This is a genomic window from Fretibacterium sp. OH1220_COT-178 (assembly GCF_003860125.1).
Taxonomy (GTDB): domain Bacteria; phylum Synergistota; class Synergistia; order Synergistales; family Aminobacteriaceae; genus CAJPSE01.
This window is the reverse complement of record NZ_RQYL01000012.1, coordinates 39,839-62,200: the sequence shown is the minus strand read 5'-3', so window position 1 is coordinate 62,200 and position 22,362 is coordinate 39,839. Positions and strand designations below refer to the sequence as shown.

Genomic DNA, 22,362 nt, shown 5'->3' with positions numbered 1-22,362 from the left:
CGAAAGGAAATACGACAGATGAGGACACTTTACCTGGACTGCTTCGCGGGCATAGCGGGAGACATGCTGGTCGGCGCGTTGCTGGGCCTCCTTCCCGATCCGGAGCGGTTCCGGTCGGAGATGCGCAAGCTGACGGCCCTCTCCGCAAACGATTACGAGCTCGTCATCGAGAGGGGCCTGAAAAACGGCATCGCGGGGACGAACTTCGACGTCCGCACCCATGAACACCATCCGGATCGCGGTCTGCGCGAGATCGAGGCGATCGTCGGCGGCAGCGGGCTCTCCGAGCGCATCCGCCGGGAGGCCCTCCGGGCCTTCGCCCTCCTCGCGGAGGCCGAAGCGCAAGTGCACGGGACGACGCCCGACAAGATCCATTTCCACGAGGTCGGGGCCATCGACTCCATCGTGGACATCGTGGGCACCTTCGTTCTGATGGACCTCCTGGGCTGGCCCCGGGTCCTCTGCTCCCCGCTCAACGTGGGCTCCGGGACGGTGGCTTGCGCTCACGGCCTCCTGCCCGTCCCGGCCCCGGCCACGGCGTTGCTGCTGCGAGGGCTGCCGGTCTTCTCCCAGGGGGCGCCCATGGAGCGCACCACCCCGACCGGCGCCCTGCTCGCCAGGACCCTGGCCTCGGCCTTCTGCTCCGTGCCTCCGGGTCGGATCGTGGCCTCGAGCTACGGGCTGGGCAACCGGGACTCGGAGGACATGCCGAACGTCCTTCGGGTCCTGCTGATGGAGGCGGGCCAGGAGGAAGAGGGCGTCGTGCACGAGCGCCTCACCCTGCTGGAGTGCAACATCGACGACATGAACCCTCAGGACTTCGAACCCGTCTCCGAGAGCCTCTTCGGGGAAGGCGCCCTGGACGTCTGGACCGAGCCCATATACATGAAGAAGGGGCGACCGGCCGTTCGGTTCTGTTGCCTCGCCGACCCGGCAAAGGCCCAGGCCCTGGCCATGACGATGCTGAAGGAGACCACGTCTCAGGGCGTCCGGCACCTCGCCGTGGAACGCACCCGACTGAACTGGCGCATCGACCGGGTCGCCACCTCCCTGGGGGAGCTGGACGTCAAGACCGCGCTGCTGGGGGACGCCCCGCTGCGCCGAACCCCGGAGTATGAGGACCTGAAGCGCCTCTCCGCGGAGCACCGCCTGCCGATGGCCGAGATACGCCGCCGCGTGGCGCGCGAACTGTAAGCGCCGCCGCGCTACAAATTCAAGTTTCAGGAGGTCTTTCCATGTCGATTGTCGTAGTGATGCTGCTCATCCTATCCATCGTCCTCAACGTCCTGCTCTTGACGCGGAAGAAGAACACCCCCCGCAAAAAGTCGGTCCGTTCCGCCATTCTGATGGGAATCCAGAACGTCAACGAGCTCGCGACCGTCCGGGAGCGATTTCAGTCCATCGTCTCCTTCTCCGAGGGCAAGCAGATGCCCTTCCTGGGCTTCAACCTGCCGGGGACCACGCGCAAGTTCATGATGCGCTACTCCGGAACCATCGTCTGCGGCAACGACCTCTCCAAGATCGACATCTCCGAGCGCTTCGCCGTCAACCGCGTCCGCGTGGTCGTCCCACGCAGCCGCATTCTGGACATCTACGCGGACATCCACAGCTTCGAGGTCTACGACCAGCAGGCGGGGATCTTCACCTCCGTCCGGCTGGAGGACCAGAATCGCGAGGTGACCGCCGATCTGGAGGAGGTGCGGGCCAACGCGCTCAAGGGCGGCATCCTGGGCCAGGCGGACGAGAACACCCGCCGCATCCTGACGTCCATCGTCGCGGCCACAGGGATGGAGGCCGAGATCGTCTTCGACGACGGCGAACGGGACACCCTGCACCTGAACCTCCCGCCGGTCCACGAGGCCGCGGAGAGCGAGAGGGCTCTGGCCCCAAAGGCCTGAGGGATGACAAGAGAGGGGCCCTTCCGGACGATGGAAGGGCCCCTTTTGTCGTCCCTAAACCTTCCTCCGATCTCCCGATCATTTCCGCGGCGTCCTTCGGTTTCCATAGGTGATCAGCACCACGGCCGCCAGGATCAGCAGCGCGGCGACCCCCTCGCGAAGCCCCAGGGTCTCCCCCGCGAAGAGCCAGCCCAGCAGGACGGCCACCATGGGGTTGACGTAGGCGTAGGTGGCGACCAGGGAGACGGGGGCGTTGTTCAGCAGCCAGATGTACGCGGCGTATCCCAAAAGGGAACCGCAGAAGGTCAGATAAAGGAGCCCCATCCAGGATTTGAGGGAAACCGCGGAGAAGTCCGTCCTTCCCCAGGCCCCGGAGAGGATCGCCACGCACCAGAGCAGTCCGCCGCCGCACAGCATCTGCATCGCGACCCCCAGCAGAGGGTTTGGCGGCTTGCGCGCCGTGCGCGAATAGATCGACCCCAGCGCCCAGCAAAAGGAGACCCCCATGAGGACGGTTCCCCCCAGAAGATAGGCTCCGTCCCCCTTCAGAACCACGTGGCGCGCCAGGAGGAGGATTCCCAGGAACCCCACGAACAGTCCGGCAAAAACTGCGGGCCGCGGCTTGGGCCCCCTCTTCCAGAGCCAGTCCATCGTCACGAGCCACATGGGGGTCGTCCCCAGGAGGACGGATGCCATCCCGCTGGGCAGAAACTGCTGGGACCAGACCAGCCCGCCGTTGGCCAGGGTCAGAAGCAGGGCCCCCGTGACGGCGGCGTCGCGCCACTCCCCCCAGCCCGCCCTGGCCACCCCCCTCAAAGCCAGGAAGACGTAGAGAAGGACGCCGACCAGAGAAAAACGCATGGCGGTCACGGAGACCGGCGGGATCGTCTCGACCGCAAAACGCGCCGCCAGGAAATTCCCGCCCCAGAATACGTAAACGGAAACCAGCGCAACCACGAGCCGAGTCGGAAAGGGCATCGAAGATCTCCTCCCGTCTTTCGCCCCATAAGCCGAGGGGCCGCGCTCCGGCGGCCCCTCGAAAAACCGCGGGAACGCGGCCCCTATTTTCCGAACGCCCTCACAATACGGTCCACCGCCTCTTTGAGGATGCTTCGGGGACAGGCCAGAACGATGCGCTCGAACCCGTTCCCCTCGGGGCCGAAGATCCAGCCCTCGTCGAGCCAGACATCGGCCTCGGTCAACATCCGCTTCTGCAGCGCATAGGTGTCCGCCTCCAGAGCGCTGAAATCCATCCAGGCCAGGAAGGTCCCCTCGAGCGGCATCACCCGCACCTGAGGCAGGCGCCTCTTCAGATCGTCCACCAGGAAGTCGTAGTTGCCCTTGATGTAGACCAGCAGCTCGTCCAGCCACCGCTCTCCGTGCTTGTACGCGGCCTCGAGCCCCGTTATGGCGAAGAGGTTGGGCTGGGAAATGCTGTTCTGCGTCAGGACGTTCCCGAAGCGCCGCCGCATCCGGGGATCGGGAGTGATGACGACCGTGGCGTGGAGCCCCGCGAGGTTGAAGGTCTTGCTGGGCGCGATCACGGTCATGGAGTTGTCCCGGCAGACCTCGTTGACGTTCCCGAAGGGATGGTGCTTGTGACCGGGCATCAGGATGTCGCAGTGCAGCTCGTCCGCAAACACGCGGACGTCGTTTCGGGCGCAGATGTCGCCGATGCGCTCCAGGTCCTCCCGGCTCCAGACGCGCCCTACGGGGTTGTGCGGGCTGCAGAGGATGAAGAGCGTCGTCCGGGGGTCCCGGGCCAGGCGCTCGAAGCCCTCGAAGTCCATCTCGTAGCGCCCGTCGCGCAGACGCAGGGGATTGTTGGCGATCTGGGCGCCGTTGTTGAGCGCCGTCCGGAAGAAGGGATAGTAGACCGGCCGCTGGATGATGATCCGGTCGCCCGGCTGGCAGAAGGCCTGAACAGCCATGTGGGCCGCGGGAACCGCACCGGGGGCGAAATGGATCCACTCCTTCTCTATCCTCCACCCGTGGCGCCGGGCCTGCCAGTCGATGATCGCATCGTAGCAGGAATCGGGGACGGCCGTGTAGCCGAAGATGCCGTGCCGGGCCCGCTCCACCAGCGCCTGCGTGATCTCCGGCGCCACCTCGAAGTCCATGTCCGCGATCCACAGCGGGAGCGGGTTGCCGACCGGATAGTCCACGCCCTCGATCGCACGGGGATCCGTATCCCACTTGGAGCAGTGGGTGCCCCGCCTCTCGATGACCCTGTCGAAATCGTATGCCATAAAAGCGTTCTCCTCTCGGGGATGGAATGTGTTTCCGCTTTTCGATATAATATCTTACCACTACGATTTTGAACGCCGTAAAACTCGGGAGAAGGAGGGACAACACGATGCGGACCGGACGAAAAAAACGGGCGTTTCGGCGCGTGGTGCTCCTTCTGTGCTGTGCCGCCGCACTGGTTGCCGGAGGGCTTCTGAGCCTACGGCATGCCCCCTCCGCCCCGGGACCGACCCCGCCGAGACGGACATCCGTCGCCCCGCGCGTCCCGCGCCCGGCGGTCTCCGATCCGTCCGTGGCGGCGCCCGTCGCCGGGGACATCCCGTCCTCGCCCCCTGCCGAGGACGCGCGCGCTCACCCCCCGTCCAAACGCCCCAAGGCCGCGACGGCTCCCCGAAAAGCCCCGGCCGATCTCTCGGCCTACGGCGTTCGGGCCCGAAGCGCGGAGGGCGAGAGCTATCTGCCCAGGGACAGGAGCCTCTCCGCAGCCCAACTCGAGGGCCAGCTTGCCCCCAAGTCCGCCTCGGACGACAAGGACCACGGCCTGCTCGGCGACATCGCCCGCGGGGCGCGAAAGATCGTGAAGGCCGTGGACGACGCCGCGCTCTCCGCCTCCCGGCGCGCCTTGGGCGACGTCGCCCGTCCCGACAAGGCCAGGATCCGCCCGCAGGGCGACGGCGTTCGGCTCCACATCAACATCCCCGCACACACCGTGGACCTCGACGGAAAAAAGTAGCGCCCGCCCCCGCAGGGACGAGCGCCTTCCTCCTCGCCGCAGAACCCGCCTCGGCTACTTCGGACAGGGCTCGCCCTTGTAGACCGCCACCACGCTCTCCGCCAGCCCGTAGACGTCCGGCTTCAGGATGCGGGCATGGGCCCCCAGGCTCTCCGCCCGGGCCAGCAGGTCCCTCACCATGATGGAGGAGAACAGAACGATGGGCATGGACTGGGTTCGAGGATCCTTCCTCAGGGCCTCCATCAGGGACAGCCCGTCCATTCGGGGCATCTCGATGTCCGAGATCAGCAGGTCGAACGCCTCGCCCTTCTCCAGCAGCAGCTCGTAGGCCTCGGCACCGTCCCGGACGGGGACGATCCGCTCGAAACCGGCCCTCGTCAGGACGTCGCGGACCTGCTGACGAAGCAGGGGGGAGTCGTCCGCCACCAGGATGCGAAAATTCTGGGCGTTCCCGACCCTGGAGTGCAGCGCCTCCAGCTTGCCCTCGTCGAGCATCCGCTCCGCAACGGAGGGGGCCGTAGCCTGGACGATCGCCTCATAGTCCAGAAGCAGGATGTTCCGGGAATCCCGCTTCATGACGTAGAGCACCCAGGGGCCGGCACAGGTATCCGACAGGGAGGCGTCCAGGTCGTCGGCGCTCACCCGGTGGATGCGCTCCACGGAGTCGACCAGGAAGCCCAGGCGGACATCGTTGAACTCCACGATCATCACCTTGGTCTGCTCCATCGGCACCGGGGAGTCGATCCCCAGAAAAAGGCGCAGGTCGATCAGGGGCAAAGTCATCCCCCGAACCGTGGTGATGCCCACGAAGGCCGGAGCCGTATGGGGGACCGGACGGCACCCCGTCCAGCGCAGAATCTCCCGCGTCTTGTTGACGTTGATGGCGAACGCATCCTTGCCCAGAGAAAAAACGACGACCTCCCATTTGTTGTCCGCCGACAACGACGCACCCTTCATTGATCCGACACCTCCATCGAAACTCCCCCGGCGAGGCGGCTATACGCGCGCGACGCCCGTCCTGCGGGCGGCCTCGGCCACCCGTTCCGCCACGGCGGGGACGACGCGGGCGTCCAGAGCCTCGGGAAGGATGTAGTCCGGATTCAGTTCCTTCTCTCCCACCAGCTCGGCCAGAGCGTAGGTGGCGGCCAGCTTCATCTCCTCGTTGATGCAGCGGGACCGGGCGTTGAGCGCCCCGCGGAAGATGCCGGGGAACCCCAGGCAGTTGTTCACCTGGTTCGGAAAGTCGCTGCGCCCCGTGGCGACCACCGCCGCCCCGGCCGCCTTGGCCTCGTCCGGGTAGATCTCGGGCGTCGGGTTCGCCATGGCGAAGACGACCGGCCGCTTCCCCATCGACCTCACCATCTCGCCCGTCACCGTGCCGGGCGCGGAGATCCCCATGAAGACGTCCGCGCCCCGGATCACGTCGGCCAGGCTTCCACGCTCACCCGCCGGGTTCGACAGAGCGGCCAGTTCCTCCTTGGCGGCGTTCATGCCCTCGGCCCTGCCCCTGTAGAGGGCTCCGGCCCGGTCGCAGAGCACGACGTTCCGGGCTCCCGCCGCGATGAGGTAGCGGCAGATCGCGCCGCCGGCCGCCCCGGCCCCGTTCAGGACGATCTTGACGTCCTCCAGCTTCTTTTCGACGATCTTCAGGGCGTTCAGCAGCCCCGCCAGGGAGATCACGGCCGTACCGTGCTGGTCGTCGTGGAACACGGGAATGTCGCACTTTTCCTGGAGACGCCGCTCGATCTCGAAACAGCGCGGGGCGGAGATGTCCTCGAGGTTGATGCCGCCCAGCCCCGGCGTCAGCAGCCACGCCGTCTCCACGATGGCATCCACATCCTGGGTCCGCAGGGCCAGGGGAAAGGAGTCGATGTCCGCAAAGCGCTTGAACAGGACGCTCTTGCCCTCCATGACCGGAAGAGAGGCCTCCGGGCCGATGTCCCCCAAACCCAGGACCGCACTGCCGTCGGTGATGACGGCCACGGTGTTCCACTTGGACGTCACCTCGTAGACCGCGTCGGGGTTGCGCACGATTTCGCGGCACGGCTCGGCCACGCCGGGCGTATAGGCCAGGGCCAGGTCCGCCATCGTCTCCACGGGCACCTTGCTCCCCGTAAAGAGCTTTCCCCTCGCATCTCTGTGGACCTTCAGGGCCCGGGCTGCGATCTCCTCACGATTCGTCATCGTCGCCTCTCCTCCCGTCATGACATCACGGCCTGAAAAACGTGACTGCGCTAATCCTTCGGAACACAGGGATAGCCGGCCTCCGAAAGTGCCGAAGCGGCAAGGGCCGCCTGAGATTCTGCGACCCGGACCTCCTTGGCCTCGAGCACGATTTCGTAGTCCGTCACCCCCGCGGCCTTCAGGGCCTTTTCTATACGCCCCACGCAATGCTGGCAAGCCATGTCCGCAACACCCAACGTCTTTTTCACCTTGCGACCTCCTTCAGAAAGGGCCTTTCGCCATATCGGCGCCATCGCGGAGCGCAGACACCGGAGCCCCCGGAATCCATCGGGACACGGTCCGCGCTCTCTCTCGCCTCATCTTACCATTTTATGTTTCTGCCGCAACCTGGGGGGAATGGAGAATGGGGCCCCAAAAAACCGTGAAGGAGCCCGGTGGAGCGGGGCCCTCCCTCGTCAACGCCGCTTGGGCCTCGGTTTGGGCTTCTCCGGAACGGGAAGGGGTTTCGTCGTGATCTTGAGCCACAGCGAGATGTACTGGGCGTGCAGAAAGGCAGGGTAGTCCTGGGTCATGGGCGGGCGCCCGAACGAGAAGACCTCCGGCCGGGAGGCCAGAAGCCGGCGCAGCGCCCTGGGCGTCCCCCCGTCCATGACCACCGTCACCTTATCCTCCCGCCTCCGGTCGAGCTCCTGGACCAGAAGATCCTGCTCCTTTCCGGCGCTCCACGCGGCCCAGTCCGCCGAGGCCGGGCGCTCGATCCGACAGCCCGCCGCCCGAAGGAGCACGCCGCTGCAGCCGGTCAGATCGTAGACCGGAACGTCCCGAAGAATCTGGCGCCCCGCGAGCACGGAGCTGGAGAGCCGCGCCTGGAACTCCGCCAGGCGGCGCTGGTAATAGGGATAGTTCGCGGGGTCCCAGTCCGCCAGCACGGTCAGCACGCGCTGGGCGACGAAGGGGAGCACCGAGGGGTCCGACAGCGCGGCGTCGATCCGCGGCTCCTCGACGGGAAAGGGCCGATACAGGGTTCTGAGGTTGGGGAACTTCCGGACGTCCAGCCTGGCGCGCTGCGCGTCTCCGGAGTCGAGCGCCATGACCCGGGCGTCCCTGGGCAGGGAACGGAGCGTCCTGCCCCCCGCGGCCCGCACCATGTCCCCATCCGCGTTCCACTCCAGGAGGGGCGCAACCGTGACGTTGGGGCCTCCGATAAAGGAGGTCAGAAGGGCCAGCCAGGGGAGCGTCACGACGACGTTCACGCTCTCGGCGGCCGCACGCAGGGGAACCGTGAGGAGCAGCCCCAGAAGGACCGCGAGACGAAGCCCCCTCACACGCTTCCCTCCACGCCCTCGACATCCTGCAGAGCCAGCTCCGCGGCCGAGGTCTCCGCCTCCTTGCGGCTGCCCCCGAAGCCGACCCGATCGATGTTTCCAACCCGAAGCCGCACCCGGAATCGGGGCGCATGGGACGGCCCCGAGACCGACTCCACCCGATAGCGGGCCTCCCCCATGCCCCGGGCCTGAAGCAGGATCTGCAACCGGGACTTGGCGTCCGGCCCCGAAGCGGGGACCGGCTCGTCCTCGAAGAACAGACGGCGCACCACGCGCTCCGCCTCGGGGACACCGCCGTCCAGGCAGACGGCGCCGATCAGGGCCTCCAGCGCGTCCTCGCAGAGGGACGGGGGAAGGTCCCGCCTTTTCATGGAGCGGCCGCAGAGGAGGAACTGCGTGAGCCCCAGGGCCTCGGCCCGACGGCGAAGGGAGGCCCCGCAGACGAGATCCGAGCGCCTCCGCGAGAGCTCGCCCTCCGCAGCGCCCGGGTACCGCTCGTACAGGACGCGCGCGACGAGAAACCCCAGCACGGAGTCCCCCAGGAACTCCAGGCGCTGGTTGCTGAGGTCCAGGCCATGTTCGTGGGCGAACGAGGAATGACAGAGGGCCTCCTCGAGAAGCCCTCCGTCCTTGAAACGATAGCCCAGCGCCTCCTGGAGCGCTCCCAGGTCCCGCCCGGCGATGCGGGCGGCCTCCCCCGCACGGAGGAAGGGGCTAAACGTACCGCTGGAAGGCGAGAACCCCGTTGTGCCCGCCGAACCCAAAGCTGTTCACCAGAAGCCTGTCGACCTTCTTCTCCACGCCCTTGCCCGTCGACAGGTTGATGTCGCACTCGGGATCGGGGGTCGTGTAGTTGAGGGTGGGATGGATGTAGTTCTGCTCGATGGCCTGGAAGGCCGCGATGGTCTCGAGCGCCCCGGCCGCACCCAGGCAGTGCCCGATCAGGGACTTGGTGGAGGTCACGACGACCTCCTTGGCCCGGTCCCCGAACACCTTGTGCACCATCATGGACTCCATCTTGTCGTTCAGGTCGGTGGAGGTCCCATGCGCGTTGATGTAGTCCACCTGCTCGGGGGACCATCCCGCCATCTTCATGGCGTGCCTCGTGGCGTAAAGGGCACCCGCGGCCTCGGGGTCCGGCGCCGTGATGTGCCCGGCGTCGCAGGAGGTGCCGTAGCCCACGAACTCTCCGTAGATGTGCGCGCCCCGGGCCTTGGCATGCTCAAGCTCCTCGAGGACCAGCACCCCGGCCCCCTCGCCCATCACGAACCCGTCGCGGTCCTTGTCGAAGGGGCGGCTGGCCGTCTCGGGCGAGTCCATGCGGGTGGACAGCGCCTTCATCGAGGCGAAGCCCGCGATGCTGATGGCGCGCAGCGCGGCCTCGGTGCCGCCCGCCAGGATGACGTCCGCATCGTCCCTCACGATCGTGTGGTAGGCCTCGCCCAGGCTGTGCAGCGACGTCGCGCAGGCCGTGACGACGCAGAGGTTCGGCCCCTTGGCGCCGTGCACGATCGCGACGTAGGCCGTCGACATGTTGCTGATCATCATCGGGATGAAGAACGGGCTGACCCGGCGCGACCCCTTCTCCATCATCGTCTTGAAGCTGTTGAACGAGGTCTCGATGCCGCCCTGACCGGTGCCGATGTAGACGCCCAGGCGATAGGGATCGAGGCTTCCGGTGTCCAGCTTCGCATCCTCGACCGCCAGTTTGGAGGCGGCCACGGCAAACTGGATCGCACGGTCGGAGCGCTTGGCCTCCTTGCCGTCCATCCAGCGCGCGGGGTCGAAGTCCTTGATCTCGGCGCCGAACGTGACGGGACAATCCCCCAGTTCGAACGTCGTGATGGGACCGATCCCGTTACGTCCCTCACGGAGCGCCTGCCAATAGGCGTCCTTCCCCGTGGCGATGGGACTCAGGGGCCCAAGGCCCGTTACGACCACTCTTCTCATAGTATTGGTTTCACTCCCCGGCTGTGCCGTTATACTTGCCTTGCTCTATAGTCATAAGGCCCGCCGTCCGCACGGCGCGGCCGCAAATCCCTTTCGTGGCGTTCCCGAGCTTACTTTTTGAAAAGAGGGGGAAGGCGTTGCTCCCCTCCCCCCCTCGGCCCTGCATTACTCGTCGACCCCAATCTTGCTCAGCGTGTAGTTCAGCGCTTCGCCCACCGAGGTCAGCTTCTCGGCATCCTCGTCCGGAATCTCGATGTCGAACTCCTCCTCGATGCCCATGATCAGCTCGACGATGTCCAGCGAATCCGCTCCGAGGTCCTCGACGAACGTGGCCTCCGGGACGATCTGATCCTCCTCGACATCGAGGCGCTCGGTGATAATCTCCTTCAGCCTGGAAAGGACTTCCTCCTTCTTCATTCTTCTTCACCTCCCTCCGGCAACGTATATCCTTAACACATTGTCATTCCGCCGTCAACAGCCAAAACCTGACCGGTGACGTAGGAGCTCTCCTCCGAGGCGAAAAAGACAACGGCCCTCGCCACATCCTCGGGAGCCCCCATACGGCCCATCGGGATCTGGCCGAGGATCGCCTCCTTGACCTGGTCCTTCAGCACCCCGGTCATGTCGGTCGCCACAAACCCGGGCGCGACGGCATTGACCGTCACGCCGCGCGCGGCATATTCCCGCGCCACGGACTTGGTGAAGCCGATCAGCCCCGCCTTGGACGCGCTGTAATTGGCCTGACCGACGTTGCCTATGAGCCCCACCACCGAGGCGATGTTGACGATGCGGCCCCATCGGGCCTTCGCCATGCCCCGGATGGCCTCCCGGGTGCAGTAGAACGCGGAGTTCAGGTTCGCCGCCAGAACGGAGTCCCACTCCTCGCATTTCATGCGCATCAGCAGGTTGTCCCGCGTGATTCCCGCGTTGTTGACGAGCACCTCGACCGGCCCCATCCCGGCCTCGACCGCCTTGAAGAGCGCCTCGACCTGGGCCCGGTCCGAGACGTCCGCCTTGAAGGCCGACGCCCGCACGCCCAGAGCGGCCAGCTCGCCGCAGAGCTCCTCCGCGGGGCCCGCGCTGTTGTTGTAGTTCACCGCCACATCGAACCCGCTTCTCCCCAGAGCCGCAGCGACGGCTCTGCCGATCCCGCGCGAGCCCCCGGTAACCAGGGCCAGACGGCTCATCGGGAGGCCCCCAGGGCGGCGGCCATGGCCTCGAGCGCCTCGGGCGTCCCGGCGGCCATCTGCGTCAGCCCCTTGCGAATCCTCTTGTTCAGGCCACTGAGCACCTCGCCGGGCCCGAGCTCCAGGAAGGCGTCCACGCCGTCGTCGGCCATGTACGTCACCGAGTCCGACCACAGCACGGGGCTGAAGGTCTGGGCATAGAGCGCCGCCTTGATGTCGGCCGCAGTGGATACGGGCCGCGCGCTCACGTTGGCAACGATCGGCCAGCGGGGGTCCGACCAGGAATACGTCTCGAACTGCGCCTTGAGCTTCTCGGCCGCCGGCATCATGAGGCGGCTGTGGAAGGGCGCGCTGACGTTCAGCATCACGGCCTTGCGGGCCCCCCTGGCCTTGGCCGCGGCCACCGCCTTGTCGACGTACTCCGCGACGCCGGAGATCACGACCTGTCCCGGCGAGTTGAAGTTCGCCGCCTGGCACTCCTCGTTCGGCGCGACCTCCCGGCAGACCGCCACGATATCGTCGGGCTCCAGCCCCATGACGGCGGCCATCGCCCCCACGCCCTCCGGAGCGGACTCCTGCATCCAGCGGCCCCGTTTGTTCACGAGGTCCACCGCGTCCCGAAACGCAAGGACGCCCGAGGCCACGAGGGCCGTGTACTCGCCGAGGCTGTGCCCGGCCCCGCAGGCGGGGGCGAGCTCCGCTCCCATCTCCCCCTCCAGGACCCGCAGCGCGGCGACGCTGGTCGTCATGATCGCGGGCTGGGTGTTGGCCGTCAGCTTCAGCACCTCATCCGGCCCCTCGAAGATCAGTTTCGTCAGGTGCATGGACAGGGCGTCGTCGGCCTCGTCGAAGACGGCCTTGGCGGAGGGGAAGGACTCGTAGAGGGCCCTGCCCATCCCGACCTCCTGAGCCCCCTGTCCGGGGAAACACAATGCGTACTTCATGTAGGTTCCTCCCAAATCGTTTGTCCAAGCGGGCTATTTCGGTTCCAGGTCACAGCTTCCCTGGATCTTTCGCAGCACCTCGCGCGCCTCGCCGAAGAGCCTTTCGAGGATCTGGCGCGCGGGCAGGATGTCGTTGACCATGGCCGCGGACTGCCCCGACATCAGGGACCCCCAGTCGACGTCCCCGTCGACCACGGCGGCGCGGAGGCGCCCCGTCCCCAGGGCCTCGATCTCCTCCAGGGGCGCGAGGCGTGCGTCCAGCTTGTCGAACTCCGCGGTCAGCTTGTTGCTCAGGCAACGGACGGGATGCCCCGTGCGCTGGCCCGTGACCGCGGTGCTTCGGTCCCGGGCGTCCAGGACCGCCTGCTTGAAGTTCGGGTGGACGGTGCACTCCGTGCAGCAGATGAAGCGCGTCCCCAGCTGCACGCCCTCGGCCCCGAGGGCGAAGGCGGCCGCAACGCCGCGCCCGTCGGCGATCCCGCCCGCGGCGACGACCGGGATCTTCACGGCCTCCGCGATCTGCGGGACCAGGACCATCGTCGTCAGCTCGCCGATGTGCCCTCCGGCCTCCATGCCCTCCGCCACCACGGCGTCCGCGCCCTGCTTTTCGACGCGGCGCGCCTGGGAGACCGAGGCGACGACGGGAATGACGATGGTGCCGAGCGGCTTCAGACGCTCCAGGACCTTCCCGGGGCTGCCCGCGCCCGTCGTCACGATCGGCAGCCGGTGTCGGGCCGCCAGCTCCAGGGCATCCGGAGCCGTCGGAGACATCAGCATGATGTTGAGCCCGAAGGGCCGGTCCGTCAGGCTCTTGGCCTTGAGGATCTCCTTATCCAGAATATCCGGCGGGGTGGCCGCCGCTGCGATTATCCCGATCCCTCCGGCGTTGCTCACGGCCGCAGCCAGGGGCGCGTTGGCGACCCAGGCCATGCCCCCCTGAAGAAGCGGGTACTCCGTTCCCAGTAGCTTGCACACGCGGTTGTTTACGATCATGGAAAGCCTTCACCTCAATCCAGGGGACGGACCCCTTTTCGTGTAAATGCCTGACGATAACCTTCGAGTTTCACGCGCCCGAGGGATGATGCAGCTCCTCGCCCAGTTCCTCGCGAATCTGCCCCACGCCGTCCTCGGCGATGAAGTTGCGCGCCGCCGAGAGCGCCCCCAGGATGGCCGGGGCCTTCGACCGGCCATGCGCCTTGATGACCGTCCCCCGGACGCCCAGGAGCGGCGTCCCGCCGTACTTCTCGTAGTTGAAGCGGGCCCAGAGGGCCTTCACCATCGGGATCATGAAGAGCATCCCGAGCTTGGGGAGGAGGCGCTGCCCCATCTCCTGGCCGATGATGGACTTGGCGCCGTGCATGAGCCCCTCGCCGAACTTGAGGATCACGTTGCCCATGAAGCCGTCGCAGACCACCACGTCCGCATGCCCCCAGGCGATGTCGTCGCCCTCCACGTACCCCTTGAAGTTCAGCGGGCTCTCCGCGATCAGGGCCCGGGCCCCGGACACCGACTCGTCGCCCTTGATCTCCTCCGTGCCGTTCGAAAGAAGCGCCACCTCGGGGTTCGCCACCCCCAGAATCTTCCGGGAGTAGACGCTGCCCATCAGGGCGAACTGGTAGAGGTTCTCCGGCCGGCACCGCACGTTCGCGCCGACGTCCAGCAGAAAGGTGCAGCGCTCGATGGTGGGCAGGGGAGCCCCCAGGGCCGGGCGGTCGATGCCCGCCAGGCGCCCCACCACCAGGACCCCTCCCGCCACGATGGCGCCGGTGTTGCCCGCGGAGACGCAGCCCTGCGCCTCCCCGCTCCGCACCATCTCCATGGCGATGCGCAGGCTGGAGTTCCGCTTCCTCCGGATGGCCACGGCGGGCTGCTCGTCCATCCCCACCACCTCGGGAGCATGCACGACCCCGATACGGCCCCGCACCCCGGCGGGAGCGGAGTCGAGATGAGGACGTACCCTCTCCTCGTCCCCGGTCAGCACGACCTCGAGATCGGGGAACGCCTTGCACGCGTCGATCGCACCCTTGCATATCTCCTGCGGTGCGTTGTCGCCGCCCATCGCGTCCAGAGCTACGGTCATCTTTTTCATGTTATGAACGAAATCCCTTCAAGACTCTCAGGATAGGATCGCACCTCGCGCCCAGACACGGACAAGACGGAGGCGAGTCGCAACAAAAACAGCGCGTCCCAGCCCTCAGGACCGGTCCCGGACCTCCACGATGAAGCGTCCGACGAAGATCTCCTTGTCGCCCACCCGGGTACGGACACTGACGATCCGGCGGCCGTCCCGGCTCACGCCGACCTTGGCCCGCGCGATCAGGACATCCCCCACCCGGGCGTGGCCCTTGTACTCCCCCCGCATGGAATCCACGATGACGACCTCCGCCTCGATGGCGGCGACCGCTATCGAGCTGGCCTGGGCATAGATGTAGTGGTCCCAGATGATGTCGGTGGAGCGAAAGGCCATCTCCCGCGCGGTGCGCAGGACGGAGAGGGCCCAGCGGTCGGGCTCCAGCTCCAGCAGCTCCCCGACGATCTCGCTCTGGCTCAGGGAGCGCAGCCGGCTGCTGGCCCTCTGGGCCATGCAGCGCACCCGCTCTCGAAGCTCCGGGACGCCCATCAGGGCACGGTCGAGGCGCACCGTGCTGACGCTCACACCGAGCGTCGCCGCGAGCTCCTGGTCCGTGGCCATAGGATTGCCCTCGATGATCCCGGCAAGACGTTCCTGGCGGAGTTTCTTCGCGGTCTTGATGACAAACGCCCCCTCATCGAGATGTCCCACGGCTCGGATTTGCGCACGCCCAATCCGGCGGCAGCTCCGGCCGGGACGACCCAATCACGATTTAACACCAGGTATCAATAGCTGTTACGCTAACCTGAGTGCAGTATAGGGGCTCGGGGGCTCACCGTCAAGATAAAAATACGCGTTTGGAGGGCCGCCGCCGTTCGGGTCCCCGAGCCCCGGGGAGGGCGATCTAAACGTACTCGAAATCGTCGTCCGGCGCTTCGAGCCACTTGTTCTTCTCCGCCCGGTGCAGGACGGCACACAGGACGGCGACCAGAAGGTACCCCATCATGTAGGGCGAGGAGGGATAGACGCCGAGGGCCGCGCTGTGGATGAAGCCGAAAAAGGAGAGAAGAGCCGCGCTCAACGCGGTCCAGGCCACCTTGTCCAAACGCCTGTCGATGATGAAGACCGTCATGGCGCCCAGCAGCAGACCGACGATGATGGCCCCGTGCTTCACCGCCGGAACGCCGTTCCACATCACGCCGTTCTCCAGGAGGAGCCTGGTGATCTCCTCGTTGTAGCCGGACAGGCCCGAGGCCAGGGTCTCTGGCCATACCTTCGCCACCCCGACCGCGCCGGAGACCTGGGTGAACAGGTATTCGGCCACCGGCGGGACCATCGCCACTCCGATAGCGGCATAATGCCTCTTCTCGCAGGCCTTGAACGCCTGTGCCAGCATGACGACCGCACACCACAGAAACGTCACGGCGCAGATGGCCGGGGGCACCAGGCCGCTGAGGAAGGTGAACAGCCCGAACATCCCGGCGCCTCCCAGGACGAGCCCGGAGAGCCAGGAGTATCCCATGCCGGCCCCGGACTTCTTCAGGCCGGCGTGCCCCAGCCAGACGGTGTTCGGGACGACCCCGCCGAAGAGGGCGGAGACCATCGTGCAGGCGCCATCCGCAAACTGGGCCTCCCGCACGCTGTAGTTGTCCCCGGCGGCGTTGGCCCCCTCGACGTTGTCCATCGTCTCGATGAAGTTGTAGATCTCGACGGGGATGATGATGGTCAGGTAGGGAACGACGACGGCAAAGCCGTTGGCGAGCGACTCCAGGCAGCCGGCCGGGTCCGGGAAATAGAACCCGACCCCGGAGAAGTCGAAGCGCGTCCGGCCCAGGGCGTAGGCATAGACGATCCCCCCGAGGATCGCCACCACGATCGGAGGGATCCTGCGCGGGAACAGATAGCCGCCGAACACCCCGATCATGGCCACGACCAGGATGGGCAGCCCCACGAGGGGATCGCCGTAGACGTCGAACACCCCCTGCGTCGCCATCCAGATGAAGCCGATCCCGGCCACGGTCCCGAGCAGTACGGCACGCGGCAGGCTTTTCTTCATCCAGGGTCCGACGAAGCCGCCGACGAACTCGATCGCCCCCCCTATGAAACAGGCCGCGAGGGCGGCCGACCAGGCCAGCTCGGGGTCCCCGAGCGCGTAGTGGATGGGCATGATGACCCCGTACAGGATGACGAACATGGCGGGCGTGGAGACCCCGGAGGGCAGGGCCGTCACGTCGCTCCGCCCCTCCTTCCTCGAAAGGCGGTACGCCATGAAGGCGTAGTACAGGCCGCCCAGCATCAGGCCGATGGACATGCCCGGGATGACGCGGCCGTAGACGATGGCGTCCGGCCACCCCAGAACGCCGGACAGGGTGGCGATCACGATGAGGTAGTTCACGATATTGTTCGTGATGATGTACGTCATGCCTCCGACATCGCCGCGGCAGAACAACGGGACAAACGCACGCTTTTCCATGATGCACCCCTCTCCTTATCGCCCTTTCAGGTTCAGTATGGGATCGAACGTCCTCAGGGCGATGCAGTCCACCGGCCCCACGTCGGTAATGGCGTAGTCGGGTATGGCCGTTATGGGCAGGAAAAACATGTACATGAGCGGCTCGGGAAGGTCGCAGCCCAACGCCCTGGCGGCATCGGACAACAGTTTTTCGCGGCGGGCGATCTCCTCCGGCTCGTCGTCGCTGGCGATGCCCCCCACGGGCAGGGGCAGAAATTCCATCACCTCGCCGTCCGCGACGACCACCTGCCCTCCTCCGTGGGCGATGAGATGATTGACGGCAAAGGCCATGTCCGATGCCGAGGCCCCGATGACGATGATGTTGTTGTCGTCGGGCGCGGCGGACGAGGCCATGGCCCCCCTCTTGAGCCGCCATCCCGAACAGAAGGCCAGCGACCGGTTTCCATTGCGCCCGAAGCGCTCCAGCACCGAGACCATGAGGACGTCCTGCTCCGTATCGGGGAGCACCACGGAGCCCCGAACCTGGAGGGTGACGTCCCGCCTCTTGCGGACGAAGGGACCCTTGACCTCCATGGCCAGCACCCGGGCCTCCCCCTCCTCGATGTCCACGCGATACTGGAAGTCCCGTTCGGTGACGGGAGGACACTTCAGGACACCGCTGAGGACCGCGCTCCGCCTCGGGGCCCTGAGCTCCCCGATCAGCTTTCCGTCCTGAGCCGCAAGGCGTCCGTTGCTGAAGACGGCGCCCACGCGGAACGTACGGGGATCGTCCACCAACAGGATGTCCGCGATGCGGCCCGGAGAGATGGAACCGACCAGGTGATCGATGCGGTAGGCCTCCGCGCTGTTGATCGATCCCATCTGGATGGCGGTCATCGGTTCGACCCCCTCGGCGATGGCCAGGCGCACCAGGTTGTCGAGGTGTCCCTTCTCCAGGACGTCGGAGGCCGTCACGTCGTCCGTACAGAAGCTGACGCGACGGGCAAAGGCCGGGTTCACCTCGGTCACCGCGCGGATGTTCTCCTTCAGAAAATGCGTTACGGAGGACTCGCGGATCACCATGTGCATCCCCTTGCGCATCTTCTCCACGACCTCCTCGTGGTCGTAGCTCTCGTGATCCAGCCTCACGCCGCCACAGAGATAGCCGTTCAGGTCCTTTCCCCGCGCCATGGGGGCGCAACCGAGGACCGGAAGCCGGTTCTTCATGGCCTCCGCTATGGCGCCGAGGGTGTCCTCGTCCCCCTCCTGGACGAACTCGCGCACGGTCTCCCACACCCCATAGCACTGAGGCCACCGCTGCACCTCGGCATGGACCTCCTTGGTGAAGTTGAAGGCGACGGTCGAGGGGGGGAAGGTGTAGGGCGTCTTGTAAGGAGCCCCCCAGAACACCTTGAGCGGGGTGCCGGCCACCTCCTCGAAGATCTCCCTGAGCCCCTCGAGCCCCGAGACCGAAATATACTCGTCCAGGCCGGAGACGATGCTCGTGGTCCCGCAGGGGACCACCGCCTTGGCGAAGCCGGTGATGCTCAGCTTGCTGCACTCGCTGTGGATGTGCCCGTCGATCAGGCCCGGGACCAGATACCTCCCGCCGGCGTCGAACACGCGGGTCTCGGGCCCGATATAATCCTCCACGTCCCCGACGGCCACGATCATCTCCTTGTAGATCGCGACGTCCGCAGGGTAGATCTCGGAGCTCATGACGTTGACCAGAAGGCCGTTTTGTATCGCCACATGGGCCGGGATCAATCCCCTGCCCGCCCGAACCCGCTCCCGCAACTCCTCGACGCTTCTTCTCATGTCCTTCCTCCATCCATCCCGAATCGTCCTGAATTTCGTTTCCCAATCATCCGCAGGTCATAAGCCGCGAGGCCGAAAAGCGCAGCGACGAGCCGGCGACCAGCGAGCATGGTCGTGCCGATCACCCGGCTTCGGCATCCGCTGCACGAACCGCCATAAGCCGAGCGGCAGCTCTCCGAGCCGACGTCCCTGAGCTCAGAGAGGCCGTCAGGGACCTCATCCGGCTCGCACTCCGGAGCATGCCGGGGAAAGGATCAGACGGCAGCCCTCTCCGACAGTTTTTTCGAGTACAGACAGGCCCCGGCGACGACGACCAGGCCGGCGACGACCGCGGCGTTGACCGGGGAGAGGCAGAGCACCCCCGCGACGCCCAGCAGCACCCGCAGCCAGAGCGGAATGGCCGACTTCATGTACCCCATCCACATGCTGGCGAAGGCGACCACCGACCCCACCCCGCTGACCACGGACCAGGCGATCTCCACCGCGCTGCCGTGCATCAGGAGCCCCGGGTCGTAGCAGAAGGCGAAGGGGACGACGTAGGCCAGAAACCCGAGCTGCATGGCCTGAAAGCCCGTCCTGTTGGGGTCCGCGCCGGCTATCGAGCTGGCCGCGTAGGCCGCCAGCGCCACGGGCGGCGTGATGTTGGAGATGATGGCGTAATAGAACACGAACATGTGCGCCGCGATCGGCTGGAACCCGAGCTTGATCAGGATCGGCGCCCCCAGGGCGGCGGCCAGGATGTAGGCCCCCGTGGTCGGCAGCCCCATGCCCAGGAACGTGGCGATGAGCATCACCAGAATCAGGGCCAGGAAGGGCGTGTTGCCCGCGAAGGAGATGACGAACCCCACGAGCTTGCCGCCGATGCCCGTCAGGGCGACGGCCCCCAGGACGATCCCGGCGGTGGCGCAGGCCACGCAGACCAGCGGAATGTTGCGGGCCCCCCTCTCCACGGCGTCGATCACCTCGCGGGGCCTCATCCCCGGATTGAAGCAGGACGCGATGAGGATGTAGGCGCTGAAGGCGACGAACCGGACGCCGCTGGAAAGGCCGTGCAGAAGCTCCGGCCTATGGACGAGAACGGCCGCCAGCACGGCCGTGACGAGCGCCGTCAGGCAGGCCGCGCGCTTGGACCCGGCGGTCTCGTCCGGAGCGAAGTTGAAGAAGGCCACGAACCAGGCCAGGGCGATCCCCAGAAGCGCCGCCCGCATCGGCGTGTAGCCCGCAAGCAGAAACCCCACCAGCCCGACGATCGGGGCGATCATGTGAAAGCGCTTGAGGACGTCCCGCCTGGAGGGCAGCTCGGAGGCGGAGAGCCCCGTCAGCCCCATCTTGAGCGCGCGCAGACGCACCATCAGGAAAAGCGCCCCGTAGTAGAGCAGGGCGGGGAAGATGGCGGCGATCATGATGTCCCGGTACTGGAGCCCGAGGAAGGAGGCCATCAGAAACGCTCCGGCCCCCATGATGGGCGGCATGATCTGCCCGCCGGAACTGGCCACCGCCTCGACGGCCCCCGCAAAAAAGGGCGCGTACCCGATCTTCTTCATCAACGGGATGGTGAACGATCCCGTCCCGTAGACGTTGGCGACCGCCGATCCGCTGATGGAGCCGAACAGGCACGAGCTGACCACGGCGATCTGGGCGGGGCCCCCCGGGGTCGTGCCCGTGAAGGCCTGGGCCACGTTCATGAACCACTCCCCCGCGCCGCTCTTCTCCAGGAAGGCCCCGAAGATCAGGAAGATCATGACGAAGGTCGCCGAGACCCCGAGCGGCATGGAGAAGATGCCCTCGTCCGTGAGGAAGAGCTGTTCGACGACCTCCGGGTAGGAGAACGCGGCCCCGCGGAGCAGGCCGGGCAGCTTGTAGCCGTAGAGCATGTAGACGACGAACAGCCCCGCGATGAGGGCCAGGGGGAGGCCGACGATCCGCCGCGTCCCCTCGAGCAGCAGCACGACCAGCAGCGTCCCCAGGACCAGCTGCGCGGTCGTCAGGGGGTCGACCTGCTGGATGCGCTCGGCGATCTCCGAGTAGTGAAGCATCGAGTAGATCCCCGGAACGGCGGCCAGGGCCGCGAGGACCCAGTCGTAAAGGGGCGTCCTGTCCATGGGCGAACGGGACGTCATGGGATAGAGCACGAAGGCCAGGGGCAGAACCCAGGCCAGATGGATGGTGCGCTGCAAAAAGGCCTCGTAGTTTCCGGCCTCGGCGGTGAACAGATGAAAGACGCCCATCAGAAGCACGTAGACGTAGATCGCCTTTGACACGGATCCCTGCAGTTTCCTCAACCGACATCCCCCTCGTCAAAAAAATGGGGAGGGAGACGTCCGTCCCCTTCCCCGTGCCGAAACGAGCCTTGCTCGCGGAGCGCTACTTCAGCCCTTTCCAGAACTTCTCGGAGCCGGGGTGGGCCGGAACCTTGGCGGGCAGCGCGATGGAGGGATCCAGCTCCTGCATGTCCTTGACCGCGGCGACCAGGGCGTCCTTGTGCTCCCAGACCGCCTTGTTCAGCTCGAACACCAGACCCTCCGGAAGGTCCCTGCGGATGACGATGCAGGTATAGTCCCCCACCGTCTTGATGGGCTCCTTGGCCGCCTTGTAGGTCCCCGGCTCGATCGTGAAGGTCTCCGTCCCGTAGGCGTCGGAGAGGGAGTCCAGGGCCTCCTGGTCCACCGGCAGGATGACGACGTCGACCTTGCTCTCGATGTTCATGACGATGGAGGCGATCTTGCCCACGGAGAAGGCGAAGCAGTCCAGGTGATTGTCGGCCAGCAGGTCGGCGCCGCCCTCGTAGGAGGCGTACTCGATCGACCCGCCCCACTTCTTGAACTCCTCCTTGTAGTCGAGGCCGTAGCCCTTGTCGAACAGGGCCTTGACGACGAACTCCGAGGACGTCCCCGGCTTGAGGGTCGCGAAGCGCAGCGGCAGCTTCTTGGCGATCACGTCGCCCAGGGCCTTGATCCCGTTCTTCTCCGCGAAGTCCTTGCGCATGATGAAGTAGGTGTACTGGGTGTAGAGGTTGGTCATGATGACCGCGTTGTCGACGGTCCTGCCCTCGAAGTCGGCCGCCCCCTGCACGGCCGCGCCCACCAGGGAGGTGACGGAGAAGCCCAGGTCCCCCTTGCGGGAGCTGGCGTTGAGGATGTTGGCCACGCCGCCGCCCGAGCTGCTGGTGGTCTGAGGCAGCTTCGCCCCCGTCCACATGTCCGCCAGGGCCGTGCCCAGCGCAAACCAGTTCCCGCCCGGAGGCCCCGCCATGAAGCGCAGCTGATCGGGCCAGCCGGCCCTGTCCGGCTCGGCCGCGACGGCGGACGAGCCCATAACGCAGACGAACGCAACGGCAAAAATCAGGAACACAGACTTGAAACCCTTTCCCCTCACGTTACCAGCCCCATTTCCCGAAAGTGTGATGTTCTACTTCGATCCCAACCGCAACCTTCATCTCCAAAGCATTCCATCCATAACGGAGTTTATCATATTCGGGCCCGGAAAAAAATGCAGCGGCTCCGCCTGCGGAGCGTCTCGCCCCGAAGATCCCGCGCCGTTCGGCCCCCTTTCG

Annotated in this window: 21 protein-coding genes; 3 read left to right on the top strand and 18 right to left on the bottom strand. The window is 66.3% G+C overall.

Features of this window, described 5'->3' with window-relative positions:
* Window positions 1-18 precede the first annotated feature (18 nt).
* The gene (larC, locus tag EII26_RS06465) at window positions 19-1,194 is read left to right on the top strand and encodes a nickel pincer cofactor biosynthesis protein LarC (protein ID WP_124888331.1); all 1,176 of its coding nucleotides are present in this window, start codon (window positions 19-21) and stop codon (window positions 1,192-1,194) included.
* A 41-nt stretch (window positions 1,195-1,235) separates the two neighbouring features.
* Entirely contained in the window at window positions 1,236-1,898 is a 663-nt protein-coding gene (locus EII26_RS06460; RefSeq protein WP_124888330.1) for a DUF4230 domain-containing protein, read from the top strand.
* 78 nt (window positions 1,899-1,976) lie between these two features.
* On the opposite strand, the gene EII26_RS06455 is transcribed toward EII26_RS06460, so the two are convergent.
* The gene (locus EII26_RS06455) at window positions 1,977-2,876 is read right to left on the bottom strand and encodes an EamA family transporter (protein WP_124888329.1); all 900 of its coding nucleotides are present in this window, start codon (window positions 2,874-2,876) and stop codon (window positions 1,977-1,979) included.
* Window positions 2,877-2,959: 83 nt separating this feature from the next.
* Window positions 2,960-4,147, bottom strand: coding sequence for a MalY/PatB family protein (locus EII26_RS06450; RefSeq protein WP_124888328.1), 1,188 nt, complete (start codon window positions 4,145-4,147; stop codon window positions 2,960-2,962).
* Window positions 4,148-4,254: 107 nt separating this feature from the next.
* On the opposite strand from EII26_RS06450, the gene EII26_RS06445 reads away from it, so the two are divergent.
* Window positions 4,255-4,878: a hypothetical protein gene (locus tag EII26_RS06445; RefSeq protein WP_124888327.1), complete on the top strand. Its 624-nt coding sequence runs from the start codon at window positions 4,255-4,257 to the stop codon at window positions 4,876-4,878.
* A 54-nt stretch (window positions 4,879-4,932) separates the two neighbouring features.
* On the opposite strand, the gene EII26_RS06440 is transcribed toward EII26_RS06445, so the two are convergent.
* The 16 genes from EII26_RS06440 to EII26_RS06365 all read right to left on the bottom strand — a co-directional run bounded on the left by EII26_RS06440 (window position 4,933) and on the right by EII26_RS06365 (window position 22,184).
* Window positions 4,933-5,835 (bottom strand): chemotaxis protein CheV, encoded by a 903-nt coding sequence (locus tag EII26_RS06440; RefSeq protein ID WP_124888326.1) that lies wholly within the window; start codon window positions 5,833-5,835, stop codon window positions 4,933-4,935.
* A 39-nt stretch (window positions 5,836-5,874) separates the two neighbouring features.
* The gene (locus EII26_RS06435) at window positions 5,875-7,062 is read right to left on the bottom strand and encodes an NAD(P)-dependent malic enzyme (RefSeq protein WP_124888325.1); all 1,188 of its coding nucleotides are present in this window, start codon (window positions 7,060-7,062) and stop codon (window positions 5,875-5,877) included.
* A gap of 50 nt (window positions 7,063-7,112) precedes the next feature.
* Window positions 7,113-7,310, bottom strand: a complete 198-nt coding sequence (locus tag EII26_RS06430; RefSeq protein ID WP_158612186.1) for a heavy-metal-associated domain-containing protein — start codon at window positions 7,308-7,310, stop codon at window positions 7,113-7,115.
* Window positions 7,311-7,517: 207 nt separating this feature from the next.
* On the bottom strand, window positions 7,518-8,387 hold the full coding sequence (locus tag EII26_RS06425; protein ID WP_124888323.1) for a hypothetical protein: 870 nt from the start codon (window positions 8,385-8,387) through the stop codon (window positions 7,518-7,520).
* On the bottom strand, window positions 8,384-9,151 hold the full coding sequence (gene rnc, locus EII26_RS06420) for a ribonuclease III (protein WP_124888322.1): 768 nt from the start codon (window positions 9,149-9,151) through the stop codon (window positions 8,384-8,386). The genes EII26_RS06425 and rnc overlap by 4 nt, the downstream gene beginning before the upstream one ends.
* Window positions 9,102-10,337: a beta-ketoacyl-ACP synthase II gene (fabF, locus tag EII26_RS06415; RefSeq protein WP_124888321.1), complete on the bottom strand. Its 1,236-nt coding sequence runs from the start codon at window positions 10,335-10,337 to the stop codon at window positions 9,102-9,104. Before fabF ends, rnc begins: the two co-directional genes overlap by 50 nt.
* 165 nt (window positions 10,338-10,502) lie before the next feature.
* Window positions 10,503-10,754 carry an acyl carrier protein gene (gene acpP / locus EII26_RS06410; protein ID WP_124888320.1) on the bottom strand — a complete coding sequence of 84 codons (252 nt, stop codon included), beginning with the start codon at window positions 10,752-10,754 and terminating at the stop codon, window positions 10,503-10,505.
* A gap of 32 nt (window positions 10,755-10,786) precedes the next feature.
* Window positions 10,787-11,524: a 3-oxoacyl-[acyl-carrier-protein] reductase gene (fabG, locus tag EII26_RS06405; RefSeq protein WP_124888319.1), complete on the bottom strand. Its 738-nt coding sequence runs from the start codon at window positions 11,522-11,524 to the stop codon at window positions 10,787-10,789.
* Window positions 11,521-12,468: an ACP S-malonyltransferase gene (gene fabD / locus EII26_RS06400; RefSeq protein WP_124888318.1), complete on the bottom strand. Its 948-nt coding sequence runs from the start codon at window positions 12,466-12,468 to the stop codon at window positions 11,521-11,523. The genes fabG and fabD overlap by 4 nt, the downstream gene beginning before the upstream one ends.
* Window positions 12,469-12,501: 33 nt before the next feature.
* Window positions 12,502-13,461, bottom strand: coding sequence for an enoyl-[acyl-carrier-protein] reductase FabK (gene fabK / locus EII26_RS06395; RefSeq protein WP_124888317.1), 960 nt, complete (start codon window positions 13,459-13,461; stop codon window positions 12,502-12,504).
* Window positions 13,462-13,531: 70 nt separating this feature from the next.
* A complete protein-coding gene (plsX, locus tag EII26_RS06390; protein ID WP_124888340.1) occupies window positions 13,532-14,548 on the bottom strand; it encodes a phosphate acyltransferase PlsX in 1,017 nt (338 codons plus the stop codon).
* Between the two features lie 114 nt (window positions 14,549-14,662).
* On the bottom strand, window positions 14,663-15,250 hold the full coding sequence (gene fapR / locus EII26_RS06385; RefSeq protein WP_255415941.1) for a transcription factor FapR: 588 nt from the start codon (window positions 15,248-15,250) through the stop codon (window positions 14,663-14,665).
* 193 nt (window positions 15,251-15,443) lie between these two features.
* Window positions 15,444-17,012: a hypothetical protein gene (locus EII26_RS06380; RefSeq protein ID WP_199735089.1), complete on the bottom strand. Its 1,569-nt coding sequence runs from the start codon at window positions 17,010-17,012 to the stop codon at window positions 15,444-15,446.
* A 15-nt stretch (window positions 17,013-17,027) separates the two neighbouring features.
* Entirely contained in the window at window positions 17,028-18,809 is a 1,782-nt protein-coding gene (locus EII26_RS06375; RefSeq protein WP_124888315.1) for an adenine deaminase, read from the bottom strand.
* Between the two features lie 254 nt (window positions 18,810-19,063).
* Window positions 19,064-21,091: a TRAP transporter permease gene (locus EII26_RS06370; RefSeq protein WP_124888314.1), complete on the bottom strand. Its 2,028-nt coding sequence runs from the start codon at window positions 21,089-21,091 to the stop codon at window positions 19,064-19,066.
* A gap of 82 nt (window positions 21,092-21,173) precedes the next feature.
* A complete protein-coding gene (locus EII26_RS06365) occupies window positions 21,174-22,184 on the bottom strand; it encodes a TAXI family TRAP transporter solute-binding subunit (protein WP_255415940.1) in 1,011 nt (336 codons plus the stop codon).
* Window positions 22,185-22,362: the final 178 nt, after the last annotated feature.